13 protein-coding genes are annotated in these 25025 nt (G+C 40.3%); 9 read left to right on the top strand and 4 right to left on the bottom strand.

Features of this window, described 5'->3' with window-relative positions; genetic code table 11:
- Positions 1-119: 119 nt before the first annotated feature.
- The 3 genes from AABJ51_RS16135 to AABJ51_RS16125 all read left to right on the top strand — a co-directional run bounded on the left by AABJ51_RS16135 (position 120) and on the right by AABJ51_RS16125 (position 5312).
- On the top strand, positions 120-4430 hold the full coding sequence (locus AABJ51_RS16135) for a hybrid sensor histidine kinase/response regulator transcription factor (protein WP_338373380.1): 4311 nt from the start codon (positions 120-122) through the stop codon (positions 4428-4430).
- 149 nt (positions 4431-4579) lie between these two features.
- Complete coding sequence (locus AABJ51_RS16130; RefSeq protein ID WP_338373379.1) at positions 4580-5029, top strand: alpha/beta hydrolase; 450 nt, start codon at positions 4580-4582, stop codon at positions 5027-5029.
- Entirely contained in the window at positions 5007-5312 is a 306-nt protein-coding gene (locus tag AABJ51_RS16125) for a hypothetical protein (protein ID WP_338373378.1), read from the top strand. Before AABJ51_RS16130 ends, AABJ51_RS16125 begins: the two co-directional genes overlap by 23 nt.
- Before the next feature lie 14 nt (positions 5313-5326).
- On the opposite strand, the gene AABJ51_RS16120 is transcribed toward AABJ51_RS16125, so the two are convergent.
- Entirely contained in the window at positions 5327-6955 is a 1629-nt protein-coding gene (locus AABJ51_RS16120; RefSeq protein WP_338373377.1) for a GDSL-type esterase/lipase family protein, read from the bottom strand.
- A gap of 386 nt (positions 6956-7341) precedes the next feature.
- Between AABJ51_RS16120 and AABJ51_RS16115 the strand changes: the two genes are divergently transcribed.
- The 6 genes from AABJ51_RS16115 (at position 7342) to AABJ51_RS16090 (ending at position 20827) form a co-directional block, all read left to right on the top strand.
- The gene (locus AABJ51_RS16115; protein ID WP_434781374.1) at positions 7342-10233 is read left to right on the top strand and encodes an exo-beta-1,4-galactosidase; all 2892 of its coding nucleotides are present in this window, start codon (positions 7342-7344) and stop codon (positions 10231-10233) included.
- Positions 10234-10333: 100 nt separating this feature from the next.
- Positions 10334-13129, top strand: a complete 2796-nt coding sequence (locus AABJ51_RS16110) for an alpha-L-rhamnosidase (protein WP_338373376.1) — start codon at positions 10334-10336, stop codon at positions 13127-13129.
- Entirely contained in the window at positions 13126-15210 is a 2085-nt protein-coding gene (locus tag AABJ51_RS16105) for a beta-galactosidase (protein WP_434781373.1), read from the top strand. Before AABJ51_RS16110 ends, AABJ51_RS16105 begins: the two co-directional genes overlap by 4 nt.
- A 22-nt stretch (positions 15211-15232) precedes the next feature.
- A complete protein-coding gene (locus AABJ51_RS16100; protein WP_434781372.1) occupies positions 15233-16621 on the top strand; it encodes an alpha-d-galacturonidase in 1389 nt (462 codons plus the stop codon).
- Position 16622: 1 nt separating this feature from the next.
- Positions 16623-17960, top strand: coding sequence for a family 43 glycosylhydrolase (locus AABJ51_RS16095; RefSeq protein WP_338373375.1), 1338 nt, complete (start codon positions 16623-16625; stop codon positions 17958-17960).
- 62 nt (positions 17961-18022) lie between these two features.
- A complete protein-coding gene (locus AABJ51_RS16090) occupies positions 18023-20827 on the top strand; it encodes a glycosyl hydrolase 115 family protein (RefSeq protein WP_338373374.1) in 2805 nt (934 codons plus the stop codon).
- A gap of 49 nt (positions 20828-20876) precedes the next feature.
- On the opposite strand, the gene AABJ51_RS16085 is transcribed toward AABJ51_RS16090, so the two are convergent.
- The 3 genes from AABJ51_RS16085 to AABJ51_RS16075 form a co-directional block, all read right to left on the bottom strand.
- The gene (locus tag AABJ51_RS16085; protein WP_338373373.1) at positions 20877-21452 is read right to left on the bottom strand and encodes a 5'-methylthioadenosine/S-adenosylhomocysteine nucleosidase family protein; all 576 of its coding nucleotides are present in this window, start codon (positions 21450-21452) and stop codon (positions 20877-20879) included.
- A gap of 57 nt (positions 21453-21509) precedes the next feature.
- Positions 21510-22817: a glycoside hydrolase family 88/105 protein gene (locus tag AABJ51_RS16080; RefSeq protein ID WP_338373372.1), complete on the bottom strand. Its 1308-nt coding sequence runs from the start codon at positions 22815-22817 to the stop codon at positions 21510-21512.
- A gap of 522 nt (positions 22818-23339) precedes the next feature.
- Entirely contained in the window at positions 23340-25022 is a 1683-nt protein-coding gene (locus AABJ51_RS16075; RefSeq protein ID WP_338373371.1) for a glycoside hydrolase family 28 protein, read from the bottom strand.
- Positions 25023-25025: the final 3 nt, after the last annotated feature.

The raw sequence follows: 25025 nt of genomic DNA, 5'->3' as shown, positions 1-25025 counted from the left end.
CATACATGGAAATATTGTCAAACAGAGTACATGAAAAGCTATTTTTATTATTTTTGAGTATACAGAGATTATTTTACCTTCAAATGAAAGGTCTTAGACCTTAAGTTTATACTACCAGAATGAAACATATAGCCTTTTTCTCAACTCTTTTCTTTGTCTTAGGAGTCCACACCCTTTGGTCTGCTGAACAAAGTAATATCTATTTCAGCCAGATAAGCACAAAAGACGGACTTTCTCAAAACTCGGTACGTGCAATCCTCGAAGACCGTAAAGGTTTTATCTGGGCAGGAACACTAAACGGGTTGAACAGATTTGACGGATATCAGCTTTTCACTTATAACCCTCAGCCCGGCAATCCAAAATCCCTTATCGACAATCGAATCAAGAATGTATTTCAGGACAAAGACGGATATCTTTGGATAAAAACGTACAAGAACGAATTTACCTGCTATGATCCGATAAACGATTCGTTCGTAAATTACTTACCCGAAGGATATAAAAATTCCGCCATGTTTTATACCGATTACTACGAATCGAGTAACGGCGATATATGGTTATGGGGAAATACCAGCGGCTGTTTATTAATAAAGAAGCAGAACGGAGTAATAAAATCAACTCCATTTTTAACGGATCAAATCAACAAGAAACAGTGCAGATTTCTACTCGAAGATTCTAAATCGACAGTATGGGTCGGTGGTACGGCAGGGATATTCAAGATAAGTCCCGATAAGAAAGTCGAAAGATTGTTTGAAGATAAATATTCATTTACGAATGCCATCGAAATGAACAATAAATTGTATTTATCGACCGAGAATTCGGTATTGGTTGAATACGATCTGAAGAAAAAAACATTTGAAGAAATTATAGCTCCTCTCCCTCAATACAGTTTTACCAATATTGCACGCATATCAAAAACGGAGTTGATGCTGGTAACCCGTTTCTTTGGTATTATTTCGTACAATACCAATACCCGTCAGTTTGGGAAAATTTCATGGGGTACCGACCCCGAACTGGTTGGAAATATAGAACTGATTACCGACAAGAATAACGGATTGTGGCTATACAACCATTCGGGTAATATTTGGTATTTCAATCCGGCTACACAATTCTCAAAAAAATTAAACCTGATACCTCACAGTATTGCCAAAATTATAGACCTTGAACGCTACAATGTATTCATAGACTCTAAAAATCTGATCTGGATAACAACGTACGGCAACGGCCTTTTTTGCTACAATCCCGTCACAGGCAAACTGGATAATTATAAATACAGCCCGACGGAAAACAGTCTGGCTTCGGATTACCTGCTTTCGATCACCGAAGATAAATACGGAAATATATGGATCGGCAGTGAATATGCGGGAATTATAAAAATAGTGAAAGCTGATTACGAATTACAGGTTATACGTCCTGAAAAAGAAACATCGATAGGTAAGAATAATAATGTCCGCACGATATACGAAGATTCGTACAATAACATATGGGTAGGTACAAAAAACGGCAGCCTATATCTATATGACTATAATTTATCGTCCAATACATGTATACAACCCGATCTGAATCCATATTCACTGACTGAAGATTCTCAACACCGTATCTGGGTGGGAACTAAGGGAAACGGATTGTACATTTTCGATCAGAAAACGCATAAAGAAATATACCATACTAAATATAATGAAGATGCTCCCGATAAAAAGGGCTTGAGCCACAATTCTATATTCAACATTTTCAGAGATAATAAAGGTCGTATGTGGGTCGGTACATTCGGCGGCGGACTGAATTTGGCAACTCCGACCAAAGATGGATTTACATTTACTCATTTCTTCAACAATCTGGGTAATAAAAGTTATATCCGCTATGTATTTCAGGATAGTAAAAACCGTATATGGGCGGGAACAAGCGACGGAATTATACGCTTCGACCCCGAAGAACTGATCAGGAATCCGAAAGCATACATCAGCTATCAGCTCGATCTGAACAAAAAGAATTCACTGAACTGTAATGATATCAAAACATTCTATGAAGATAAATCAGGTACTATATGGATCGGAACAGCAGGAGGCGGATTGAACAAATACATCGAAAAAACGGACTCATTCGAAGCATACACCACAAAAAACGGACTCTCCGGAGATGTTATATCAGGCATACTCGAAGATAAAAAGAATAATCTCTGGGTGAGCAGTGAAAACGGCATTACCAAATTTGATGTAAAAAACCATTCTTTCATGGTTTATTATTTCTCGGAAAAAACATACGGAAACCACTTTAACGAGAATGCAAATATTTACAGTGAGAACGGTAATATGCTCTGGGGAAGCCTCGATGGGTTACTGATGTTCAATCCCGATTCTTTTGTGCCCAATATGAATGTTCCGCCAGTAACTCTGACGAATTTCTTTATATACAGCCAAAAGGTTGAAGCCGGAGAAAAAGATTCTCCACTTAAACGGGCTATCAGCTATACCAGCCAGATACACCTGAACTACAAAGAAAACACCTTTACTCTCGAATTTGCAACTCTTGCTCTTAAAGACCCTCAAAAGAACAAGTACAGCTATATGCTGACTAATTACGACAAGCAATGGAGTATCCCCAGTAACGTAAACTCGGTCACATACAAGAACCTGCCTCCCGGACAGTACACTTTTATGGTAAAAGGGAGTAACAGCGATGGCATATGGAATGAACAGATAACCACGCTGGAGATAACAATAACTCCCCCGATATGGAAATCGGCTTATGCTTATATATTCTATATTCTGATAATAGGTATTATGCTTTATATAGCGGCTAAACTCGCACTGAAATTCAATATTCTGAACAATAACATCAGAATAGAAAAAGAACTGACTAATCACAAGTTGAGATTTTTCACCAATATTTCGCATGAATTCAGAACTCCGCTGACTCTCATTCGTGGGGCGGTCGAAAATCTGAATGAACAGCAGGACGTACCCCAATCGGTAGCCAAACAAGTAAATGTACTTAATAGGAATTCGATAATACTTACCCGATTGATAGATCAGCTGCTCGAATTCAGAAAGCTGCAAAATAATGTATTGACTCTTGACCTAGAAGAAACTGATATTATTTCATTTTCAGAATATATATATGCCGGATTTCAGGAAGTGGCCGCACAAAAATCCATCAACTATACTTTCTCGCATAATATTAAAGCTCTTGAGATGTTTATCGACAAACGTAAAGTAGACAAAATCCTTTATAACCTGTTGTCGAATGCCTTTAAATTTACACCTAAAGATGGAAAAATAGAACTTGTAATCAATGCAAACCCTGAGACCAAGACATGCCTTATTTCGGTAAAGGACAATGGGATAGGAGTAGATAAAGAAATGCAGCATCTATTATTCAGCAGATTTATGCAGATCAATTTCTCATCTTCGGGTACAGGAGTAGGACTCTCTCTCGTAAAAGAATTTGTAGAAGGACACAAAGGTAAAATATGGTACGAAAGTAACGAAGGAGGAGGTTCTGTTTTTAATGTAGAATTATCTACCGATAAAGACATTTATGAAGGAGACCGCTTTATCTCCTCATCACATGCAGATATAATAGAAGAAAAAGCCAGTAGTAACGTCGTATACCCTTCCGAGTCTACGGATCTGCAATTACCGGAAATAGACGATGCCGTACTCGGTAACTACAAAATGCTGATCATTGACGATAATGATGATATACGAAATTTTCTTGTGGACGAATTCAGCAAGCATTTCATGGTAGATACTGCCGAAAATGGCTTGCAAGGACTCGAAAAGGCAAGGGAAAACAATCCGGACCTGATTATATGTGATGTAATGATGCCAGAGATGGACGGCTTTGAAGTAACCCGCTGCCTGAAAGAAGATTTTCAGACCTGCCATATTCCTATCATCCTGCTGACTGCACATTCATCTATTGAGCATCAGCTCGAAGGAATACAAAGCGGTGCAGATGCCTATATAATGAAACCTTTCAGTCTGAAATATCTTGTAGCAAGGGTCTTTAAATTGATAGAACAACGGGAACTCCTCAAAAAACGTTTCTCTAACGAGTATGTTTTCGATGGAAACCTCATCACCACAACAGATAAGGATAAAGATTTTTACAACCTGATCAATAAGATTCTCGATGATCATATTGCCGATTATCAGTTCTCTGTTGATAAATTCGCAGAACTGGCGAAACTCCGCCGGACTATCTTCTATAAAAAGGTGAAGGGTATAACAGGACTTTCACCTAACGAACTGATCAAGATAAAGAGATTAAAAAAGGCTGCAGAATTACTCCTCACCGGAGAATTTACTGTGTCTGAGGTATCATTCAAGGTCGGATTCGAAGATCCTTTTTATTTCAGTAAATGCTTTAAAACACAGTATAAATGTTCGCCGTCAAAATATGGGCAGCAACCTGAGAGCAAAGAGGAATAGTATTATAAAAATTGATCTCAGCTCCGATTCTATATACGTAAACCGACATATAAAGATAAGAATCTGCTCTATTCCCATTATAATCGAATAATACTCAATGGGTCTTTTATTGTAAAAAATCAGTATGTTTAGAGAAAAATTATAGTTCCATGAGACCTCAAGCAATTAATATAACATATATAAATGCATATGATAAAAAGATAGAGATTCCTTGTACTTTATGGGGAAAGAGTTCTAATAAATTATTCATCGCAGTACATGGAGACCTGTCTCATAAAGAAGATACAGTTATAAGAATATTAGCAGAAAATGCTACCAGCAAAGGTTATCAGGTTTTGAGTTTTGATTTACCCGAACACGGTAGTCGAAGTGATAATAACTATAAATGCAACCCTCAAAATAGTATTAGCGATCTTACGGCAATCTACAACTATGCTAAAAAATTATCATCCGACATATATCTATTTGCGTGTAGTATAGGCGTATACTTTAGCATATTAGCATATTCTGAGTATAATATAAAAAAGGGATTTTTCTTATCACCGATATTAAATATTGGAACAAATTATTCAAAATATGATGATTGGATTTCATATTAGCGAACAACAATTAAAATCTGAAAAACAAATATTATTACCAATAGGCAAAACTCTGGATTGGGATTATTATATGTATGCAAAAGAACATCCGATCACCTTAAATCGGATGTTCCCTTCAAAAATATTAGTCGGATCGAAAGATACTGTGTCTGAAAGAGAAGATATAAAAGCTTTTTCAAAACAATACAATGCAGAGTTCTTAGTGTTTCAAGGCGGTGAGCATTATTTTCATACGCCTGAGCAATTGATGTTTTTTGAAAGATGGCTGAGTAACAATTTATAATATTTCAGAAAAAACTACCTCTTTTGCAAATTCTCCAATATATCACGAGATACAGGAAAAGCTGTACCATGACGTGTTCCTGCCGGAAATGAGACGCTATTTGATACATCTTCCCAGTTGATCATATCTTTAGATCGGATCGCTCCGTATTTCTTACTTCGGTATTTATCAAAATAGACATACACATAATCTCCGACCTGTAAAGGAGCAGGCCCTTCCACCCAGTTTTCCGAAATGGGAGCTGTAACTTTTGTCGGAAAATCAAAAGGCTTGTCTCCCGATGTCAGGCGGATGTTCTTTTCGGTCGGAACAGAGGTTTCATCCTTTACAAACAAGTAATATTTGCTATCTTTTTGCAGAATAGCACCATCAATTACACTGAACCCGCCATCAAAGAATAACTTGGTATCGCTGAATGTTTTGAAATCTTTGGTGGTAACGTAATATTGACGGTGATTCAACCCTTTTTCGTTAGGTGTTGTTTCTACTTCGGGATATGCTCCGGGAATAGTAGATGCCCAGAAAATATAAAAGGTCTTGTCCTTCTTATCATAGAACAATTCAGGAGCCCATGTATTACGGGTTCCTGTAAACTTTTCCATTACAGGAATATTTTGTTGCTCAGACCAGTGAATCAAGTCCTTTGATGAAGCATAACCTACTCCCTGATCCCACCATCCGGTAGTCCAAACCATATGGAAAATGCCGTTATCATCCTGAACAATACTCGGATCGCGCATCAATTTATCTTTTCCTAATACAGGTTTCAGATAGACTGAATCATTGTTCAGACTTTCCCATTTTAGACCATCCAGGCTATAAGCTAAATGCAGTCCATCTCCATTACCTTTAAAATACGAAAATAAATACACATCATTTTCTGACTTTTTCGCAGCATCTAATTTCACATATTCACTCAAACCTTTTAAGTCCAGATCTTTTATTCCCTCAGCAACGAAACTGGCAACCTGAGTAGCACCCTTTTCCATCATATGAGTATCGTCTTTCAGTCCTTCGGGTTTTGCATGGTCAACACCCGGATCCACCCAGCGATAATAAGGAATAGATGCTGAATCTCCCAGCATAGTTATAAAATCACGTGTCTTCAGGTTGACATCAATCATCGGTACATTATATTCTTTCGCAACCTGACGGGTTATAACCGGATAACCTTTTAAGCGATCATCCACCAGATTTCCGTTTTTATCGAATGTTCGCATTACCACAGATGTAAGCAATACCGGATTAGCTTTCTTAGCGCGTACATCCTCTATAAATTTTACGAGGTTCTTCCGATAATCGCCATACGAAGCATGTCTTTCGGGACGGGTAGAAGCATCGTTATGTCCAAACTGTATAAAGACATAATCACCCGGCGAAACTTCCGATAGCAGTTTATCCCATCTTCCCTCCGATATAAAGGTTTTGGTACTCCGTCCGCCCATCGCATGATTGACAACTTTTACGTCATCCGTCAGAAATTTACCCAGCATTTGTCCCCAGCCTTTTATCAGACCGTCCTTTTCTTCTTTATAAGATTGAGCAGTAGAATCTCCGGCTATAAAAATCGTCACTTTAGGTTCTACTGTCGTAAAACTGTATGCTAACAAAAGCATGAGAGAAAATAGTAGTATTTTTTTCATATTTAGATTTTTTCTATTGATACGATATCTTTTATGCGATAATACAAAAATAGATAAGTTACATTTACTATCCATGTCATATAATACAATAACATGCAATATAAGGTCACAGACCTATTTTATTACTTTGGCAAATAAAACAGCCAATGTCTGTTATAAACTGAAATGTATCATTAAGAGCCTGTTTAAATACTTGCCGTTACTTAATGTACCCTACCCAATCGGTAAAAAACGAGTTTACCCCCGTCAAAAGGTCAGATTGTATAGGTTTTTGAATGAAATTACATGTTTTGTTATGACTACCTTTGATATTTTTGTAACATGAAATAAATTGTTCTGTCGAAAAGGGCAATTTTCCGTTATTTTACTCTAAACCCTGATTAACCATGAATTTTTTACCACAGCGATTATTTAAATTCTATCTGTTTGTGTTTTTTTCCCTGACGGGCATTTCTATGACCGGTGCGCAGACCAACAAGACAATCGATCTGAAAGGAATATGGAGATTCGATACCGACCACAAGGATACCGGAGTACAGGAACGCTGGTTTTCAAAAAAACTGCCCGATAAAATAACTCTTCCGGGTTCGATGACCGAAAATTACAAAGGTGATGATGTAACTCTTCATACAGAATGGACTGCAAGTATTTATGACAGTTCGTTTTTCTATAATCCCCGTTTGGAAAAATTCAGGAAACAAGACAATCTTAAATTACCGTTTTGGCTGACACCCGTAAAATATTACGTTGGGGTGGCATGGTATCAAACCGATATAGAAGTACCCGCATCGTGGAACGGCGATCTGATCCAGTTATTTCTGGAACGTCCTCATACCGAAACCCGAGTATGGATCAATGACAAGGAAATAGGTATGCAGAATTCGCTGTGTGTACCTCATATTTTCGAAATCAGCCGTTATCTGAAAAAAGGAAAAAATACAATATCACTCCGTATCGACAACCGTACAAAAGATATTGATGTAGGCAAAGACTCCCACAGCATAACCGATCAGACACAGGGTAACTGGAATGGTGTAGTAGGACGACTGGAACTGCAAGCAATACCTCAAACTTTTATCGAAGATGTACAAATATACCCCGATGTACAAGCAAAAAAAGCTTTGGTTAAATTAAATATAGAAGGAAAATCATCAGGAACAATAACACTCGAAGCCCAAAGTTTCAACGGAGAACGTAAACATACAGTAACACCTCTTACAGTCCAATTTTCAGCTAAAGGAAACCAAACTCCTGTTGAAATAGAATTACCGATGGGTAATGATATGCTGACATGGAATGAATTCCACCCGAACCTATATAAACTGAAAGTAACATTGAACACAGGAAAGAAGACTGATATCCGTGAAGTTCAGTTCGGAATGAGGGATTTTTCCATCAAGGGTAAATACTTCTATGTAAACGGACAAAAAACTATACTCCGTGGAACTGTCGAAAACTGCGTATTCCCTCTTACCGGATATGCACCTATGGATGTAGCTTCGTGGGAACGTGTTTTCCGTATTTGCAAAGATTTCGGATTGAATCATATGCGTTTTCACTCGTTTTGTCCTCCCGAAGCAGCATTCAAAGCTGCCGACTTGGTAGGTTTTTATCTGCAGCCCGAAGGGCCTAGCTGGCCAAATCACGGATCATCTTTGGGAGATGGCCGCCCCGTAGACGATTATCTGTGGGAAGAAAGTAAGCGTATCGTAAAAGAGTACGGCAACTATCCGTCATTCTGCATGTTTGCAATCGGAAACGAACCCCGTGGACGCTGGGTGGCTTGGGTAAGTAAATTTGTCGACTATTGGAAAGCAACCGACTCGCGCCGTGTATATACTGGGGCATCAGTAGGAAACAGTTGGGCTTGGCAGCCCCGAAATGAGTTTCACGTAAAAGCGGGAGCTCGTGGGTTGGCTTGGGAACAGATGCCTGAATCTAATTCTGATTACCGTGCCCGCATCGATACCGTTAAGCAGCCTTACGTATCGCACGAAACAGGTCAATGGTGTGTCTTTCCCGATTTTACCGAAATAAAGAAATATACAGGTGTTATGCGTGCCCGCAACTTCGAACTTTTCCGTGAAGATCTCAAAGACCGCAATATGGGAGACCTTTCGGCTGAGTTTCTTCAGGCGTCAGGCAAGTTACAGGCTTTATGCTATAAACACGAAATAGAAAAAACGCTCCGTACACCGGATTATGCAGGATTCCAGTTATTGAGTTTGAATGATTATTCGGGACAAGGTACAGCTCTGGTTGGTGTATTGAATGCCTTCTGGGAAGAAAAAGGATATATCAACGCTTGGGAGTTCCGCCGTTTTTGTGCGCCTACGGTACTATTGTCCCGCATGGATAAATTTGTTTTCACAAACAACGAAACAATGACGGCAAACATAGAAGCAGCAAACTTCGGTGAAAAAGAACTTAAACAACAGCCTACCGACTGGAAAGTAACTGATGCTTACGGAAAAATATTAGCGAAAGGACAACTCGCAGCTAAAGACATCACCATCGGCAATTGTCAGCAGCTAGGCACAATCAATTTGCCGTTGAATACATTCGATAAGGCTCAGAAACTAAATCTTGAAGTATCTTTTGCATGTTCCGATGTCTCAAACAACTGGGACTTCTGGGTATATCCACAGACATTACCCGAAGTAAACACTTCCGGCATTTACATCACCGATAAACTGGATGATCAGGCTCAAAGCACATTAAATAACGGAGGTAAAGTATTACTGTTAACTGCCGGAAAAATAGAGCAGGGCAAAGACGTTGTACAATACCTTACTCCTGCATTCTGGAATACATCGTGGTTCAAGATGCGCCCACCTCATACGGTAGGTACGCTGGTTAATAACTATCATCCGATACTGGAAGATTTCCCTACCGACACATATACAAACGTACAATGGTGGGAATTGATCTATAAAGCCCAAACAATGGAAATGAATAATTTCCCAGCATCGTTCCAACCGATTGTACAAACAATCGACACTTGGTTTATCAACCGTAAACTAGGTATGCTCTTTGAAGCGAAAGTCGGCAACGGTAAGATCGTTGTTTGCAGTGCTGATCTTCGTTCCGATTTACAAAACAGGCCTGTTGCCCGTCAGCTCTATTATTCTATTGTTCAATATATGAATTCTCATAAGTTCAATCCGGAACAGACTCTGAATATATCAGTAATTGAAGATTTATTCAAGAAAGAAGGAGAACGTCTGAACATCAATACAAAAGATGCTCCGGACGAATTGAAGAATAAAGTATTGTAAGGTCTCAGACCTATTTATAGCTTTGGTAAGTATAATAACCAAAGATTGTTTAATATAAGAGTATATTATTAAATACTTTCTTTTACCTAAAGTATACACCGTGAAAAGAAAAACAATCATATTTACAGCATTATTAGCTGCTAATCTTTCGGTATTTCCGCAATCTTTCAAAAATACAGACTGGCCGCAGGTAACAATAGAATCCAAACCTTGGACACGTTGGTGGTGGATGGGCAGTGCCGTAAACGAAAAAGGACTGACCTACAATCTGGAAGCCATGAGTAAAGCCGGATTGGGAGGGGTGGAAATAACTCCTATATATGGAGTAAAAGGTCAAGAATCCAATTATATAGATTATCTGACTCCGAAATGGATGAAGATGCTGGCTTTTACCGAATCGGAAGCCCAACGTCTTGGCATGTCTGTGGATATGAGTATGGGCACGGGATGGCCTTTCGGCGGACCCGAAGTAACCATTGAGGATGCAGCGACCAAATCCATCTTTCAGGAATACAAAGTTGACGGTGGAAATAAACTGAACGAAAAAATAACAGTTGCAGAAGAAAATCAATCGAAGATAGCCTATATCAGCAAAGTAATGGCTTATAGCGGCGATAAAAAACAGCGTTTAGACATTACGGCGAATGTATTATCAGACGGAACCTTGAACTGGACTGCTCCGAAAGGACAAAACTGGCAGGTAATCGCTTTATTTGTAGGTAAAACACTACAGAAGGTAAAACGTGCCGCACCCGGGGGACAAGGATATGTGATGAATCACCTCGATAAAGGATCAGTCGGACGATATTTCGATAAATTCGACAAAGCGTTCACTGCCACTAATACAAAGTATCCACACACGTTCTTCAACGACTCTTACGAAGTATATGGGGGCAATTGGACTCCCGCTTTCTTAGAGGAATTCGAAAGCCGCAGAGGATATAAACTACAGGATTATTTCCCCGAGTTCTTAGAAAACGGAGCAACTGAAACATCAGCCCGAATAGTTTCTGATTACAGAGAAACAATTGCAGATATTCTTAAAGTAAACTTTACCGACCAATGGAAACAATGGGCAAACCGGCGGGGAGTTTCTATCCGTAATCAGGCCCATGGTTCACCAGCTAATCTGATCGATTTGTATGCTTCGGTTGATATTCCCGAATGTGAGACTTTCGGTATTACCGATTTCGATATACCGGGACTTCGAAAAGATTCTATCCGTAAGGAAAATGACGGCGATCCCACAGCTTTAAAATATGCTTCATCGGGAGCTCACCTCGCAGGAAAGAAGTACACTTCGGCAGAAACTTTCACGTGGCTGACCGAACATTTCCGAACATCACTATCTCAGTGTAAACCCGAAATAGACCAGATGTTTGTATCGGGTGTCAACCATGTTTATTTTCACGGATCAACTTATTCGCCGGAAGAAGCAGCATGGCCGGGATGGAAATTCTATGCAGCCGTAGATATGTCTCCGACAAATAGTATCTGGCGGGATGCCCCTGCATTTTTTCAATATGTGACACGGGCTCAGTCCTTTCTTCAGGAAGGGACTCCCGACAACGATTTCCTGCTGTATTTCCCCATATACGATGTGTGGGAAGAACAACAGGATAGACAGTTCCTCACATTTGCCATTCACGGAATGCGTGAACGCCTGCCCCAATTCTACGAAATAGTGGCAAGCGTACGCAACAACGGGTACGATCTTGATTATATCTCCGATCATTTTATCAACACAACGACAGTCGAAAACGGACTTTTGAAAACGGAAGGGGGAACTACTTACAAAGCTCTGATACTACCTTCGGTAAAGATGATTCCGCTTGAAACATTAACAAAAATAGAAAAACTGGCGGAACAAGGTGCAACCATTGTTTTCGCAGGACAATATCCAGCGGATGTTCCCGGGTTTGCGAACCTCGAACAACGAAGAAGTGAATATAAAAACCAGATCAATAAATTCCCATCGGTATCGTCTTTCGCTTCGGTACAAAAAGCCAAACTAGGCAAAGGAACAGTCGTCACAGGTACTGATTACGAAGATTTACTATCAGCATGTAATGTATCGAAAGAGCCATTCAAAAGCGAATTCGGGGGTGATTATATCCGCCGTAAAAATGCAGACGGACATCATTACTTCTTTGCCATGCTCCAAAACAAGCCTATTGACAAATGGGTTCCCATAGCAGTCGGTGCTAAAAGTGCGATGTTCTTCGATCCGATGACAGGTCTTTCGGGTAAAGCCGCGATCAGACAGAATAATGGAACAACAGAAGTATATATGCAGTTGAAACCGGGACAGTCTATCATCTTAAAGACTTTCGACAATGAAGACGTAAATGCCCCTGCATGGAATTATTTCGAAGAAACCGGATCAGAAACACCATTAACTAAGGGTTGGACGATGGATTTTGTGAAAAGCGAACCCGAAGTCAAAGAATCATTTAATCTGACCGCCTTAGGGTCATGGACTGAACTCTCAAACCCTGTACTAAAGAATAATATGGCAACAGCCCGTTACAAAATAACTTTTGACCAGAAAAAGAAAGCCGGAAATGAATACCGTTTATCTTTGGGAGACGTTCGGGAAAGTGCCCGTATATTTATCAACGGACAAGAAGTGTCAACTTTATTTGCCGTTCCGTTTGAATGCAATATCGGTTCTTATCTAAAAAATGGAAAGAATACACTGGAAGTAGAAGTAACCAATTTACCTGCCAACCGCATTTCGGACTATGACCGCCGTGGTGTAAACTGGCGAATTTTCAACGAAATCAATTTTGTGAGTATCACTTACAATGATGTACGTTTCGATACCTGGCAGCCTGTACCTTCGGGATTATTAGGTCCTGTTGTAATCAAAGAAATTAAAAACAGCAAACCATGAAAAAACTAAGTGTTTTATTTTGCTCATTTATAGCATCCATCTTATTCATGCAAGCATCGGATAGAGATCCCCATCAGTTTTTCCCAGACAAAGACCTATCTTTGGTCGGAGTATATTACTATCCCGAACATTGGGAACAGTCTCAATGGGAACGGGATTTCAAACAAATAAAAGACTTAGGCTTCGAATTTGTGCATTTTGCCGAATTTGCATGGGCTCAAATCGAACCATCGGAAGGCGTATATGATTTTGCATGGTTGGATAAAGCTGTTGATCTGGCTGATAAAAACGGGCTGAAAGTAATCATGTGTACATCCACAGCGACACCTCCGGTATGGCTTGTGCGAAAATACCCCGAAGTACTGATCGAAAGGGAAGACGGTACGAAATGGGATCACGGCTCACGTCAGCATCCTTCGGTATCGAATACTTTTTTTCGTGAATATTCACTGAAAACAATAGATAAACTGGCTCAGCATTACGGAAAAGACACCCGCATCATAGGCTGGCAGCTTGACAACGAACCCCGTGTTTCGGCTGATTACGGTCAGGTGGCGCAACAACGTTTCAGAGACTGGCTGAGAAACAGATATACCACTATCGGAGCTTTAAATAAAGCATGGGGAACCGCATTCTGGAGTCAGGTATATTCCGATTTTTCGGAAGTAAATATTCCCCGTATGTCACAGCAGTTTATGAATGCTCACCAGAAACTTGATTTCAAACGGTTCATTACGGATGAAATGGCAAGTTTCCTTGACGATCAAACCCGTGTTATACGCAAATACTCTATTCCTCAGCAATGGATTACAACCAATTATATACCTGAATACAGCGATGGGCATGTACGCAAAAGCGATGAACTCGATTTTCATTCATACACCCGTTATATGGTATTCGGCGAGAACTACGGAATAGGTCGTAAAGGCTATCGATTAGGTCCGGTGGAACGTATTGCTAAAGCAAATGACTTTTTCCGACCTATCGATGGAGTTTACGGTGTGATGGAACTTCAACCCGGACAGGTAAACTGGGGACAGATAAACTCGCAGCCTCTACCCGGAGCTGTCCGCCTGTGGTTGTGGCACGTATTTGCGGGTGGCAGTAAATTTGCTTGTACTTACCGCTATCGCCAGCCGATTTACGGCACTGAGCTGTATCATTACGGAATAGTAGGTCCCGACGGAGTAACACCGACTCCCGGAGGTTTGGAATATTCGGAGTTTATAAAAGAAATAAAACAACTGCGTAAGGAATACAAAACCGAAGCTAAGAACCCCGAATCGTACGAAAAACGCCGTACGGCAATCCTCTTTAACCATGAAAATTCATGGGAAATGGAACAAAATAAACAGACTACCGAATGGGATACCGAAAAACACATTGATAAGTATTACGATGCACTAAAGAACTTCGGTGCTCCTGTCGATTTTATTGACGAACGTGCCGATTTTTCGAAATATACAACAATGATTGCTCCTGCTTACGAAATGCTTGACAAAGAATTAGTGGAACGATGGAGAACATATGCAGAACAAGGAGGAAACCTGATATTAACTTGCCGTACAGGACACAAAACCCGTAACGGCCAATTGTGGGAAGCTCCTTTTGCAGAGCCTATCTACTCTTTAATCGGGGCAAAAATAGATTTTTATGATCTGTTACAGCCTTCAACACCCGATCAGATCGTTTTTGATGGAAAAAGATACGACTGGACAAGCTGGGGTGAAATATTAATTCCTGACACAGATACTCAAACATGGGCTACTTACGAAGGCGATTATTATGCAGGACGCCCTGCTATTATTACTCACCGCTTGGGTAAAGGATCGGTTACTTATGTCGGGGTAGATTCAAAAGACGGAGAGATGGAAAAAGCTGTCCTTAAAAAATTATACGGACAGTTGAATATCCCGTTACTCGATCTTGCTCCGGGACTGCATATTGAGTATCGGGACGGATTCGGTATAGCTGTAAACTACTCGGATAAAACATTATCTCTTCCTCTCAATCCCAATGTCAAATATATTTTCGGAGGTAAAGAAATAAAAACAGCAGGTGTTTCTGTCTGGAAAGAATAAGACTTTAGATCTAAAAGATACAATGAATTTCAATCTACTAAAATATTCAACAGGTATAATACTGAGCCTGTTATGTGTTATGTTCGTATCGGCATCAGACAGATACGAGACAGTTGAAGTGAAAGCTCCCTTCCCGATGGAGCCTGTCAAAGTTTTCGTATATCCGGTGAAAGATTTTCCGATCAGTAAATACGGGGCAAAACCGGGAGGATCGATAGATAATACAAAAGCAATCGCTAGAGCAATAAACGCCTGTAATGAAGCAGGCGGAGGGCGGGTTATCATTCCTGCCGGAGTTTGGTTGACAGGAGCTATCCATTTCAAAAGTAATGTAAATCTGCATCTGGAAGAAGGTGCAGCACTGAGCTTTTCGGATAATCCGACCGATTATCTGCCTGCTGTTATGACATCATGGGAAGGCATGGAATGCTATAATTATTCGCCCCTGCTATACGCATTCGATTGCGAAAATGTAGCTATTACAGGAAAAGGCACTTTACAACCGAAAATGGATACATGGAAGACATGGTTCAAACGACCTCAATCTCATTTGGAGGCATTGAAAGAACTTTATACGATGGCATCGACCGATATACCCGTTACAGAACGTCAAATGGCGAAGGGGGAAAATAATCTGCGCCCTCATCTTATACATTTCAATCGTTGCAAAAATGTCTTGCTCGATGGCTTTAAGATACGGGAAAGCCCGTTTTGGACAATCCATCTTTATATGTGTGACGGGGGAATTGTCCGTAATCTGGATGTAAAAGCACACGGGCATAACAACGATGGGATTGATCTGGAAATGAGCCGCAATTTTCTGGTCGAAAACTGTACATTCGATCAAGGTGACGATGCTGTGGTTATTAAAGCCGGACGCAACCGGGATGCCTGGCGTTTGAATACTCCCTGCGAAAATATCGTGATCCGTAATTGTACAATTCTCGAAGGGCACACCATGCTCGGTATCGGAAGTGAAATATCGGGGGGTATCCGCAATATTTATATGCACAATTGTTCGGCTCCGAAGTCGGTACACCGCTTTTTCTTTATCAAGACCAATCACCGCAGAGGAGGTTTTATCGAGAATATCTACATGGAAAATGTAAGTTCGGGCAAAACACAGCGGGTAATGGAAATCGATACCGAGGTGCTTTATCAGTGGAAAGACCTTGTCCCTACCTACGAACGAAAGCTGACTCGAATAAAAAATATACACCTTAAGAATGTAACTTGTGATAGTGCCGATGCTATTTACGAATTGAAGGGTAATGCAGAACTACCAATCAGAAATGTAGAAATGAAAGATATAAAAGTAGGTACTGTAAATAAGTTCATCAGTAAAACTGATAATGTATTAGGACTTACCGACAAGAATGTCTCTTACCTTAAACTATCAAGCAATAAATAAAATGATAAGATCATACGGAATACTATTTATATTGGCATTTTTATCTTCTTTTACAGTTCTATCTCAGAGATATCAAGCTATAACGAGCGGTGTAGCATGGTTCGATCAGAACAACAAGGAAGTGAATGCACACGGCGGATGTGTAGTAAAAGAGGGTGATAAGTATTACTTATTCGGTGAATATAAATCCGATACTATCAATGCTTTCTCCGGATTCAGCTGCTATTCCTCTACCGATCTTATTAACTGGACATTCGAAAAAATCGTTCTCCCAGTTCAGAAAGACGGCTTGTTAGGCCCTTCAAGAATAGGAGAACGGGTGAAGGTCATGAAAAGCCCGTCGACAGGAGAATTTGTGATGTATATGCATTGCGATGATTTGAAATACAACGACCCTCATGTAGGGTATGCTACCAGCAAAACGATAAATGGAGATTATCAATTTCAGGGAGACCTTCTTCATAATGGAAAGTATCTCCGAAAATGGGATCTGGGTACATTTAAGGATACCGATGGAAAAGGCTACCTGCTCACGCATGAAGGTTTTATTTATGAGTTATCGAAAGACTACAAATCGGTGAAGAATATAGTTGTATCAGATATTGCGAAAGGAGGAGAATCTCCCGCTATGCTCAAAAGCAAAGACTTGTATTACTGGTTGTTTTCGAACAAAACAAGTTGGGAGCGCAACGACAATTATTACCTGACTTCGAAAAACCTTGCCGGACCTTGGGAAAATAAAGGTACTTTTGCCCCTGAAGGAAGCCTTACATGGAATTCGCAATGCTCGTTTGTTTTTCCTTTGATAACCAATGCGCAAGATACTTTGCATATCTATATGGGAGACCGTTGGTCGTATCCGAGACAAGGGTCTGCGGCTACACAGGTCTGGCTGCCCGTTAGTATTGAAAACGGAAAAATGTCTGTTCCCCGATTTCTCGAAAGCTGGTATCCTGATAATAATGGATACCAATTGACAGCCTTTAATGATCGACCGACAGATAACAACCGATTTGTATCCAACGAAAAAGGCACAAGTATTACTGTTCCTTTCAAAGGCAGACGGATTGCGATAAAGGGTATTTCGAAGAATACGGGAGGATATGCCCGAGTGACTCTAAAGAACAAAAAAAATGATCTGATAATAAATACAATAGTCGATTTTTACAGCAAGATAGAGATTGAGTCTCTTAAATTTGTAAGTCCTTTATTGCCTATTAACAACTACATGGTTACAATTGAAGTAATGGGAGAACATGGCGTATGGTATAAAAAAGACGGAACACAATTTGGAAGTACAGACAATTATATCACAATAAATGATCTATTATTCGAGTAAAGCTATTGTTGGAAATTAGCCATTATCTTATATTTACAGACCTATTACATTAGATTCAGCATATGAAACACACCACAAAAAAACTCATCTTTATTATAGTATTTATCTGTACCATTATGCCTTCGTTTGCGGAAGACTTCGTATTACTGAATAAAGACAAACCGTTATCGATATATATTGACAAGAATGAAACCAGTGTCGTACAAACGAGTAAAGACATCTTTATCTCCGATGTTATGCTTGTATCGGAAGTTAAAGCCGACTTACAAGATACTAACGGCTTGTTCTCTGTTGTTGCAGGAACCATTGGGACAAATAAGTTTATAGACGAGTTGGTCAGCAGGAAATTAATATCCGTAGATAAGCTAAAAGGTCAATGGGAAGCATTTCAGATACAGATAGTAACTTACCCAAACCGAAAAATTCTTGTTGTGGCAGGAAGCGACAGCAGAGGTACAGCTTACGGAATACTGGAACTGTCGAGGCTTATCGGCGTATCTCCATGGGTATGGTGGGCAGACGTCCTGCCTGAGAAAAAAGACAGCGTAACTATTCCAGACGACTACTATACATTGCAGCAACCATCGGTGCAATACCGAGGTATATTTCTGAACGACGAAGACTGGGGGCTGATGCCTTGGAGCAGTAAGAATTACGAACAAACCGACAGAAAAGGTCAGATAGGTCCTAAAACCTACGCCCGTATCTTCGAATTACTCCTGCGATTACGAGCCAATACACTCTGGCCTGCCATGCACGAATCGACCGTCCCTTTCTATTTTGTGGATGGCAATAAAGAGATGGCTGATAAATATGGTATAGTATTGGGAACGTCTCATTGCGAACCTTTAATGAGAAACAGTGCAGGAGAATGGGATAACAAGAAATACGGAGAATATAATTACCTGACGAATAAAGAAACGATCAACAACTATTGGGGAGAAAGACTTGCCGAAGCCGGAAGATTCGAAAACTTCTATACCATAGGTATGCGTGGTGTACATGATGGACATATGGAAGGCGTTAAGACTTTAGATGAGCAAACATCAGTTCTTCAGGATGTGATTAATAATCAACGCAAACTATTAACCCGATATGTGGGTAAAGACGCATCGCTGATACCTCAGGCGTTCATCCCCTACAAAGAGGTTCTGAGTGTGTATGAAAACGGGCTGAAACTGCCCGAAGATGTTACTTTGGTTTGGTGCGACGACAACTACGGCTACTTAACCCGCTTGAGTAACAAGGAAGAACAGAATCGCAAAGGCGGAGGAGGTATATATTATCACGTTTCTTATTGGGGACGCCCTCATGACTACTTGTGGCTGTCTACAACCCAGCCATCATTGATATATTATCAGATGAAAAACGCATGGGATCACAATCTCCGTAAGCTTTGGATACTGAATGTCGGAGATATAAAACCGGCTGAATATGATATGGAATTCTTTCTCGATATGGCATGGAATGTAAATAGTGTAAACGATAATTCCGTCTACAGCCACATGCAAAAATGGATGGAGCGAAATTTCGGATCAGGGCTATCTACTGAACTAAGTTCGCTGATGAGAGAATATTACCGTCTGGCAAATATACGGCGTCCAGAATTTATGGGATGGAGCCGTGTAGAAGAATATTCAGCCATCAAAGGAGGTAAGACCCCGACTACAGATACCCAGTTCAACCCGTTTGTCTTCGGAGACGAAATACAAAGACGCATTGCCGATTATGACAATATCAGTAATAAGGTCAACGAATTAGAAACAGAAGTTCCCGAGAGACTAAAAGATGCTTATTTTCAGCTGATAGCCTATCCGGTATATGCGTCTGCCGAGATGAACAAAAAGTTGTTGTATGCACAAAAAGCCCGCCTGTTTGCAAATCATAACCTCCCTGTTGCGAACGAATATTCTCAATGGAGTAAAAATGCTTATAATGTCATTGCTGCTCTTACTCATACATACAACAGAGATATCTCGAAGATGAAATGGGACGGGATGATGGATATGAAACCACGTAAACTGGCTGTTTTCGAACAAGCATCACTTCCCGAGAAGATCTCAAGTGATAATTCGGATAAGGTTGCCGTATGGTTCGAAAATGAAGATCAGCCTGCTTTATCCGGCAAGCCTGTTTCGTTGACTACTCTTGTAAAAGACGAGCAGGATTCTACATTCATAGCTTTGTTTCAACAAGGAAGTAAGCCCGTAAAATGGTCTTTCGATAATAAACCGGAATGGCTGAACATCAAAGAGGTCAACACAGGGTTATTCGCTGAAAAACGACTGATACTGAGTGTAGATTGGAACAACCTGAATAATAATATATCGGGATCATTCTCTCTGTCCGTTAATGGTGATCAGTATCCTATAAGCTTGTCGGCTCTGATAAACAACGAAAGTAATGTAGAATCTAACAGAATGATTGCTCTTGATGCAACAGAAAGTTCTTTAACATCCAAACAATCACGGGTTATAGAAGGACTCGGGCACAGTCTTAAAGCGGTCACCGTGCCTGTGGGCGAAGCCCATCAGATTGAATATACTATACATACAACCAGTACGGGTGATGCAATAATCAGAACATGCCTTATTCCAAATCATCCGATTGAAGGAAAAGACCTTAGATTTGCAATAGCCGTTGATAACGAAAAACCTCAGATAGTATCTCTGGCAACCGAATTCCGCAGTGAACCGTGGAAAATCAATGTTCTGCGCAATCAGGCTGTTAAAGAAACAATACACAGGTTCGATAAACCGGGTAAACATACCATCCGTATATATGCTTTGGATGAAGGTGTTGTACTTGATCAGATTATGGTAGATTTTGATAAGAACAGAGCCTTTTACCAAGTACCTGTAAAATAAAAAAAGGCAGATTGAATAAACAATCTGCCCTTTCTTTTATCTCTGATTATTATTTATTCTGGATTTTATCTATAACAGCCCTGAGAGATCGTGCGGCATTCTGAACAGAAGTCGACCAATCATCCGCTGCATTATTATCTGCACCATCCGAAATATATTTAAGACACAGATACGGAATATTTTCTTGATGGGCGATATAAGCCAGCGCATAAGCCTCCATATCAATAACATTGTATATAGGAGTTGAATGTGCTATTTCGAATTTATCGCCGGTTCCACAAATTCCATGAGGTAAATCGTCTATAACTATGCCATGATTCAAAATTGGTTCAATCTCTGAAAACGGGGTTTGATACTGATTACAACCAATGCCGGTTGCATCCATATCCCGTTGTACAAATTGAGTACAGCATACAACCGATCCTTTTCTGAATGTATTACTGCCTGCCGATCCCAAATTGATTATGACAGAGGGTTTATTTTCACCGATGCGTTTAGTCAGCTGATAAGCGGCATTAACCTTCCCTACTCCCACAAACAAAGGATTATAGCCGGTAAACAAATCGGCAGCCTCAACTTCCAAGGCAAATACAAACAATGGATTCTCGAACAAATCTGGTTGCATAAATACTAAATATTGATTGATCGGCAAAGTTATAGATTTTCAGATAATATCGGTTATCTATTTCCTCACTACAATCTTATCATACTGAGCATCAGCCGAAATTTCACTGTATTTCTTGGCTTTCGACATTTCTACCAGAGCACGGATTACAGGGCCTTCGCCCATCGGTGCATTCTTCTGCACGGGACGGTTATAGTAATACGCCAACGACGGCATAATACCTGTACCTACACAGATATCGGTTACATCTCCCACATCAGACAATTTAGTCATCATGCCCTTCAATCCTTGTTCTGCCACATAGATAAAATCAGGATGAATCCAACCTTCTCTTACACCTCTTGCGATACCAAATACAAACATAGCTGTGCCTGTAGTTTCTTCGTACGAATCGGGTTTATCAAGCAGTTGATGCCACAATCCGTTTTTACCCTGATAGCGGCAAACTCCGCTCACCTGCTGTTTGAAGTTCTCGATAAGTGCCGCTCTTTTCGGATGATCTTTGGGGAGCATAGTCAATAAATCAGCCTGAGCCATCAGCATCCAACCGTTGGCACGCGACCAATGTGCAACACCTAATTCTTTGGTATCTGTATGATAGCAATGGTAATAAATCTGCTTTCCGGGATGCCAAAGATACTTTGTGTAATTAAGAACCTGATTAGCTGCATCATCAAAATATTTTACATCGCCTGTCATCTTACCCATGCGGCATAGAAACGATACTGCCATAAATAGGTCATCTGCCCAGATTGTATTCTCGTGAGGCCAAATACGGGCAATAGTACCATCGCTCAGGCGAGGTTCGCCATACATCAGATGTTCGTTAGTTTCGTCTATATAAGCCTTATAAGCAGGCGTAGCTCTGCGCATATTCAATTCGATAAGGCTTGCTCCCATAGGTCCGTTATCATCCAAACGTTTTCCCCTAAAAATCATATGCCAGCTCAATTTGCGGATAGCTTTCCATCCTCCGTCTTTGAACGCCTCATCGTACTGACGTTTGAAATATCCGATATTATCTTTATCGAATACAAAGTCCATATTCTTAAAGGCATATGTCTCATACTTATCTTGCTTTGTCGCATCAGCTAATTCCAATAAAGCAATATTGAGTACTCCGTTAGTATAATGCCAGTCATTATACTCGTTCTGTACTTTCATATCCATAGTCAGAGGTATTCCTTTCAGGCTATTGTAAGTCTGTCCTGTAGCCTTATTCACAAATAGGTAAGGCGTTTCGCTGATAATACGGTCGCCAATAGCCTGAGCTACTTTTTCGGGGCTTTGCTTTGCTTGCGAAAACACCGATACGGAGCCTATAAACGCAGCAAGTGTTAATGATAGTGCTTTACAATTCATCATATATTGTATTTTTTGTAGTTATTTATGTCGATCAGGAGTTCAAACGTTCTTTTAAATCCGTCAATTTACTAACGCGCCTTTCGGCTTTGTTTTTCATTTTGTCTTGATACAAAACGAAACAAAAAATCAAGACTGCGCCTCCAGCCCGACCCGTTATGTGATCGAAAGCTAAGACAAATAAAAATGATTATCGCCGATGTCTATTTGTCTTTTAACGCTTTCTTCTCACAACGGGTACCCCGTGCTTCCGTCGATGTCGATAGCCTGACGGACGTCAGCCGAGCGGCATTAACTGTAGGTGCGAGGTATCCGTTCTGTGCAGCAAGGCGTAAAGAATAAAATGTGAAGTCCGACAGGACGACTTTATTTTATTCAGCCTGCAAACAGGTAACGGATCGCACCGTAAGTGTGCCGCTAAAGACTTTTTGGTTCCTTTTGGGGCTTAAGCCAAAAGGAATACAAGCAATCTCTGATTGCGCGTAGTTGTACCTTTAAGTTGAATAATTTAAAAGAACGTTTGAACTACTGATTCTCATTATTTATTAATTTTATTGTAGATTTATTTACGTCTTCCGAGATATCCATTTTATCTGATTTGAAAGACGATTTAATCTCTACATTTTGAGTTTTGCGTCCTGTAACTTCAAATATTGTTTCTATTGTCGGATCAGTTGTTAGTCCTTCCACTTTTACATCCGACACATTCGATAGCCTGAGAGCTGCTCCACTAAGAGGGTATATATTTACATTTTTGAAAGTAATATTCTTCGATTCAGCCAATTCGGCTCCTAACTGAGAGTGAATCGTTACATTCTCGACATTGATATTCTCTATATTCTGCTCGGGCAATCCATTGAAATACATAGCCCGGCGGGCACTGCTGCAAATCACATCTTTAATGTATATATTACGGAATACGGGTGTCATATCAGTCACAGGTACAGATGCGACTTCTTTTACCACCTTACGACCATCTTCGAGTTCCTCGACTTCCGATTTTCCTCCATAATAAAGGTTGAAAGACAATGGATCGGTCGGAATATCAAACATACTCATATTAGAAATGTAAATATTTTCTACCGTTCCTCCACGTTGGCGGTTACTCTTGAAGCGTAAACCGACATCTGTTCCCAAAAACTGACAGTTTGAAACCTTTACATTACGTACTCCTCCCGACATTTCACTTCCTACAACAAAACCTCCATGTCCTTTGAATACGGTACAATTGTAAACGATTACATTTTCGCACGGACGATTACGACGACGTCCGTCTTCATCTTTTCCTGATTTAATACAGATACCATCATCACCCACATCGAATGTACTGTTTACAATGATTGAGTTTTTGCACGATTCTAAATCCAGACCATCTCCATTCTGAGCATACGATGGATTACGAACCTGTACACCATCAATAATCACGTTTTCGCACATCAACGGATGTAGATTCCATGCCGGAGAATTCTGAAAGATAACTCCTTGAAGGAATACATTCTTACATTCGATAAAGCTGATCATTACGGGACGAAGAAAATCGCGTACAGACTCCCATTCGGCTTCGGTTTTCAGATGACGTGGTACATTCATATCACTGATAGTATCGCCATGCAGATACTGAGCCGATGGCATCCAATAATCGGTACGTTTAAATGCTCCACCTTTAGATGTTGCGCTTTTCCAAAATCTCTCTGAGACCTTGTCTTTTTTCAACGGACGCCATACCTGACCATTTCCGTCAATTGCTCCGTTTCCGGTGATTGCGATATTCTCCAGATTACGTCCCGATATAGGAGATTGGCAACGGCGGGTATCCAATCCTTCGAAAACTGTTTCGACTAAAGGATACAGCGACTTGTCGGGTGAAAACAGAATTATAGCCCGATCAATCAAATGCAAATTGATATTGCTTTTTAATACAATAGGTCCTGTCAGCCATACCCCTTGAGGAACAACCAATGTTCCTCCTCCCTTTACAGATAATGCATCAATCGCTTTGGCAAAAGCTTCGGTATTAAGTGCTATACCATCACCAATTCCGCCAAAATCTGTTATCAAAACTTTATTGTCCGGAAAAGTCGGGCGATTAATCACCGGCATATCAAAAGGTAAATCTTTATATAAATAAGCGTACTGCCCCCCTTGTGCCGATATCGAATTATATACCGACACCAACAGGAAGGCTGCTATAACAAAATATTTCTTCATACT

It is taken from the genome of Indolivaga capnocytophagoides (assembly GCF_036511535.1).
GTDB classification, from domain to species: domain Bacteria; phylum Bacteroidota; class Bacteroidia; order Bacteroidales; family Dysgonomonadaceae; genus Dysgonomonas_A; species Dysgonomonas_A capnocytophagoides.
The sequence above is the reverse complement of the archived record's forward strand: the minus strand, read 5'-3'. Positions and strand labels throughout refer to the sequence as shown.